The following is a 5,803-nucleotide window of genomic DNA, read 5'->3' on the forward strand; positions in this document are numbered from 1 at the left end:
AGCAGACGGAAAACAAGAAAAGACGGAAAAACGGAAGGCAAACTTGCAAACTTGCAAAACTTGCAGCATCTCCACACACACTAAAAAACAAAACTACCATTTAAGACAAGAACGAAATCAAAGACAATAAATAAGTAAATTCTATAATTCTCTTTATACAAAAAGACAGACCTGTTTTATTCCTCCATTTACAAATAAAAAACTATTCACCTATCAGATGATCCATTAAAAAGACGTATCTTTGCCATTCATTATTTTTAATGCTAACATGAAATACGGAGTAACAAAAAATACATTACTTATTACAGCAGGCATAGTTTGGCTCTTAGCCGGTATCAACATCTTACGTATTGGAATAAGTTGCTGGATAAACGATTCTCATTATTGGTTCTTCAAAGTCTGTGAAGCTACCATAGTATTTCTGTTATTCTTTGGTCTGATATTTCATAAACTTTACAAGAAACATACTCATCGCATATCTCAAAAGAAAGCCAAGAATTGTCCATTCTCTTTCTTCGATGTAAAAGGGTGGATTATCATGGCATTCATGATTACCATAGGTATTTTGACACGCACCCTGCATTTACTACCGGAAGCATTCATTGCTGTATTTTATACAGGATTGTCAGTAGCCCTAATTACAACTGGTACCCGATTTATATGGTACTGGTGGAGAAACAGGCATCTACTAGTCTGATAAGTCATTCGGTCTACAGGGATTTCCACGACGGATGCTATTTTTCCCTCGCACGATGGCAACGAAACCTCCCCAAAAGAAACGACAGTATCACCAATCACTCTTTCAAATCGCATGTTTCAAGAAATCTACAGGCTACCCTACAGGTTGATATCACTATCAGAGTGAATCGAAGAAAATCATATCATGCTACGCTAAGGTTTCCGCATCGAGCAGATTAATCATACCTGATTGCAAATTGTTATAAGCTCCCGAACAGTTGTTGTCATTGTATGGATTCCTCAACATACAGTTCGGCAACCTCAATGCGGCATACATCTACACCGGTAAACTCCACAATACACTCGCCCACAACCTGCGTTATCCTTGCGCGAAGTAAATCACAAGTATCTTACCTTTTCAGCCGGATAGTCGAAATCACCCCGGTTCTCTCCACTTCCTAGCTTTTCGGGTATTATCAACTGTTCTGTTTCTAGCGTAGAAATATCATTAAGAAAACATACTGCCACGCTGAACAACGGAAAGAGCAATAGTTAAATAATAAATAACCTTTTCATCTTCTATCATTTTTTTATTGGTTGTTACATTCTTCATCTGTCACAACATGGGATGGAGATAAAATAGCACTACCGTAACGACGGTTCAACAGTTCTGATTATGTAGAATCAACACAAGACGATGAGCCAACTGGTTAAATCAAACTAATAAAAAACAATCGCCGCAGAAATAAATGTATAACTCCCTGCGGCAATTGTTTTATTGTAATATCCAAGTACATCGATCTATCAATTGTTTTTTACTATCATTGGCACGTACTTCTATTTCATTCCTTCCTTTTCTGAGAGGGACATCCTTGAACAAACAAACTTTCAAACTGTCTGGTTTCATCTTTCCACACTGACAGTCATTCACGATCAATATCACTTCTTCTACATTCGAAAAAACCTGTACATCAACGAGTGGCTTCACTCGATTCACATTACGACGCCCCGCGATATAAATCATAGGTTCCGGATTCCAATTGGCCCGATAAAAATAATAAGCATCCTTTTTAATCTTGCGATCATGGGTTACCAGCCCTTTGTCATTAATGCCCGGACGATCACCTTCCGTACGATGAGCCGCACCGAAATCAAACATATTCCACACAAAACTAGCCCACACATACGGACGTTCGTTTATTATTTTCCAATTCTGAATGTGATATTCTGTTTGCCAATTCTCTGGATGCCACCAACTTCCGGGAACAGTTTGTACCAATGAATCCTGCTGATGATAGATACTAGCACCCGCACCATATTCGCTGATGGCAATTTTCATTTCGGGATGGTTCTTATGAGTAGCATCCAACCATGTGGCAAGCGTAGCCGGCGTAGCCCCATACCATCCGTCATAGCGATTCCAAGCTATATGATCAGTAATGAAATTCAACGCACCCTCCTGATTACTTGCAGAAGTAGTAGGACGAGTAGGATCCTCTTGATGCGCTATAGCATTCAACTCCTTTATATACTCTACAGGATTGTCTCCCTGCTCTTTTAATTCATTGAACAACCCCCAAAAACAGATACTAGGATGATTGTAATGCTGGCGTATCATCTCTTTCAACTGCTCTTTACCATTTTCACGGAAAGAAGGCTGATCAACAAAACCTTTATCAGCGTATCCTCCCGGCCCCACAAATGGAATCTCAGCCCAAGTAACAATACCATGTTTATCCATTAAATCATACATATAGGTAGCTTGCGGATAATGTGCCAGACGAACAGCATTCACCCCCATATCAAGCATGATACGAGTATCTTCCTCGTGATGCACCGGACAAAGAGCATTACCCACTTCCGCCCTCTCCTGATGACGGCATACACCATGCAGCGGCAAGTGTTTTCCATTCAAGAAAAAACCTTTATCGGGATCCGTGACGTAATAACGTAACCCTAACGGCTGTTCCACTTTGTCCAATTCTTTTCCGTCTTTAATCAAAGTCAACACCGCCTGATACATGAACGGATCCTGCATACCGTTCCAAAGACGCGGATTCTTCAGTATGAACTCTATATTCTCTACCTGTACATCTGTATGAGGAATCATACTTACTTCCTTCTCCGTTTCATACACAGTCTTTTTCCCGTCATTAACCTGCAACCGGAGCACTACTTTCCGGAGTTCTCCCGTTCCATTAGAAAGATTTACGCGTGCACAAATAGTTGCCTGTTTATCCGTAACCTGTTGCTGTATGAGATAAACCCCAGACGATGCATAATCTAACGGAGAAATACACAGGTTATCAGTCAGCAACAGATGTACATCCCGATAAATGCCGCCATAAAAATTAAAATCACCGACCAATGGCATTACATCCAACTGCTCGCCATTATTGACACGTACCAGCAATGTATTCTCTTTTCCATATTCCACTTTATCGGTTATCTCGAAGACAAAAGCTCCATAGCCTCCCCGATGCTCACCTATATGTTTACCATTTACAAAGACATTGCTCACGCAATTCGCCCCCTCGAAACGTAAAAAAAGCCGCTTGCCTTGCCACTCGGGACGGATGAATATCTTTTTAGTATAATTACCTATTCCCCGCTTGTAATCGTGCTTACCACCCAAGGCATCCTGCGCATTCCAAGTATGAGGCAAGTCTACCCTACGTGCAGCACTAGCATTTACTTGATGGGAAAAACGGAAACTCCAATCCTGATTGATAAGCTTATCTTCTCTTTGTGCCAACACCTGCATGCTGAAAGCTGCGGCAAATAATACGGTGAAAGTTCTTCTGAGGTTTTTCATATGTATTTTTATTATTATACTTTGATTTATGTTCCAACAGCAAAAATAGGCAAAAAACTTGAGAGAGCAACTAAAACACAGAAGAATAGTTGAATACGAAAAAGGTAAAAGTCAAAACCGCCATGAATAACTTTTCTTCTGATATTCACAGCGGCATATATTATAAGCAAAATAATAAATCAACACATATCCTCTCAAAGATTTTTCCAAGCATTTCTTATAATATTTCGTATAGAAGCATGCTAAAAAATACCGATATAATTACAAATATAAAATCCAACGATATATTATCTTATTGTTTTACATTTAGCTTATAACCAACAGAGAGGGTTAAACTGTTATAATTCACACCTATATTATCATTTTTAGATTCTTTCCCAAGTGACATTTCATATTGAAGCTTAACCGTCCACCTCCGATTTTCAATACCTACAGCAGATGTCATTCCCCAGTCGAAATTTCTCGCATGCTGATATAGAAACTGGTTGCTACCACCCTCCGCACTTTCTCCCACACCAGGATATCCTTCAACCCAACCGGAAGAAGGCATAGTTAGATAATATGGATTGCTGTCAATATGATTTTTTATACAATATCCTATATATGGTCCTATCTCAAAGAAAAATTTAGTGGAATTGTTGCTATGGATAGAGAATTTAGCTAAAATAGGAACTTGTAAAAAATGCCTTGTCTGAGAAACATTTTCTATCCATGTAGCATCTCCATTACTATATGTTCCGCCATTATTCACAGAGTATCCTCTAAAAGTATAATATAATCCCGACTTCATAGAGAACATATTATTAACATTATAATCTGCAGATATCCCTAAACGAGTGGATGGACGCCAACATTCTCCATACCCAGTTCTTTGTATTGCAGATAACCCTGCTTCGGTTGCCCATGTAACACGCTGAGCATTAGCCCACATGCTACAAGAAAAAACAACAGCAAATAATAATACTTTTTTCATTGAAAAATAAATTAAAGTTAGTAATTCTATAGTTTATACTATCGTGTCGCTATAATCTTTTTCATCATAACAACTTCATTTTTTGACAGAATGACAACAAAGTTCCGTTTTACCCCCATCCATGAAATCATTTTTATTTCAAACTAACATTTTACCAAACCGATAAAATTGAATGTAAGTACGATATAGCGATGACCGATCCACTAAAAAAATACAAGGGAAACAAGCAATAAGTACGGTTTCAAGCTTACAAAAGAAGAAGCTATTTTAAATTAGCACATTGACTGCATGATTTTTTATATATTTCCACATCAACAATAATTCATCTTGATACATTATTTTTCTGAAGCAGCTCATATATTTGGTCAGCGTATTCTGAGACAATTTTCTCACTATCCGCAGGTGCATTTCAAAAGCATCAATAAACTCACCCTTCAACTCGTTGAAGGAAATATACTCTTTCCTGTAGAATTCGTGGATTACAATCTCCAGCAATTCATAGCAGTTCCCATAACGGGAAAGAGTGGATTTCTGATATTCCTTGCCGATTAATGCCGTCCAGTCATCCATGTACTTCTTCATCGTACCCAAAACAATACGGCGTTCCTCTTTAGAGAACAGCTTCACCAAAAGATGTTTAGGAATTACCAAAGCCTCCTGAAACAAAAGTTCCTTGTGAATCTGGTATAAACGGACTGTCAGCGACTCAATATAGCAGTTCAGTTCCACCGACGCCCGGTCCTTTCCCTTGCTGCGGCCTTTGGTGTTATTCCATAATTTGATTGGAACAGAACGCTGGATTCGGATTTCATCCTGCTGCCCATTAACTGTCACACGAAGAGAAATCGGTGCCTCGCCGTTTTTTAATAATTTGCTCTTGCGTATGAAGAACAAAACTTTCATTGATTCCTGTTTCATACAGCTCTTAATTTACGTTGTAAAATTAATAAGTAAGGAACAGACAAATCCTACTCAAAAATATGAAAATCAATGAAGTATGATGTGTGCCAGGGGCTTTTTATATGGCCTTAAAAAAAGCAACTGAATTTGCACCTGACATACTTCTCAGAAACGCTACATTCTGCTTCACCTCAAACAAACAAAAAAGCCCTAATTCCGTTGAGAATCAGAGCTTTTCCTAATTTTGCTTTCTTGAGAAGCGGTGCGTACGGGACTCGAACCCGTGACCCCATGCGTGACAGGCATGTATTCTAACCAACTGAACTAACGCACCAATAATTTTAATAAATCAAAAAAGACTTGCGGTGCGTACGGGACTCGAACCCGTGACCCCATGCGTGACAGGCATGTATTCTAACCAACTGAACTAACGCACC

At 38.9% G+C, this 5,803-nt stretch carries 4 protein-coding genes and 2 tRNA genes; 1 reads left to right on the top strand and 5 read right to left on the bottom strand.

The annotated features are described in order from the left end of the window. Positions 1-268 precede the first annotated feature (268 nt). A complete protein-coding gene (locus RE317_RS20705; protein WP_012055917.1) occupies positions 269-697 on the top strand; it encodes a hypothetical protein in 429 nt (142 codons plus the stop codon). Positions 698-1,453: 756 nt separating this feature from the next. On the opposite strand, the gene RE317_RS20710 is transcribed toward RE317_RS20705, so the two are convergent. From RE317_RS20710 to RE317_RS20730, 5 genes are all read right to left on the bottom strand, one after another. Beyond that, positions 1,454-3,493: a glycoside hydrolase family 2 TIM barrel-domain containing protein gene (locus RE317_RS20710; RefSeq protein ID WP_005851651.1), complete on the bottom strand. Its 2,040-nt coding sequence runs from the start codon at positions 3,491-3,493 to the stop codon at positions 1,454-1,456. A 292-nt stretch (positions 3,494-3,785) separates the two neighbouring features. Beyond that, on the bottom strand, positions 3,786-4,466 hold the full coding sequence (locus RE317_RS20715) for a porin family protein (protein WP_117889601.1): 681 nt from the start codon (positions 4,464-4,466) through the stop codon (positions 3,786-3,788). Positions 4,467-4,733: 267 nt separating this feature from the next. After that, on the bottom strand, positions 4,734-5,384 hold the full coding sequence (locus RE317_RS20720) for a phage integrase SAM-like domain and Arm DNA-binding domain-containing protein (protein WP_227195571.1): 651 nt from the start codon (positions 5,382-5,384) through the stop codon (positions 4,734-4,736). 242 nt (positions 5,385-5,626) lie between these two features. Then, positions 5,627-5,700: transfer RNA gene (locus RE317_RS20725), tRNA-Asp, on the bottom strand. 29 nt (positions 5,701-5,729) lie between these two features. Continuing rightward, a tRNA-Asp gene (locus RE317_RS20730) sits at positions 5,730-5,803 on the bottom strand.

The organism is Phocaeicola sp. GP0067 (assembly GCF_031119655.1).
Taxonomy (GTDB): Bacteria; Bacteroidota; Bacteroidia; order Bacteroidales; family Bacteroidaceae; genus Phocaeicola; species Phocaeicola vulgatus.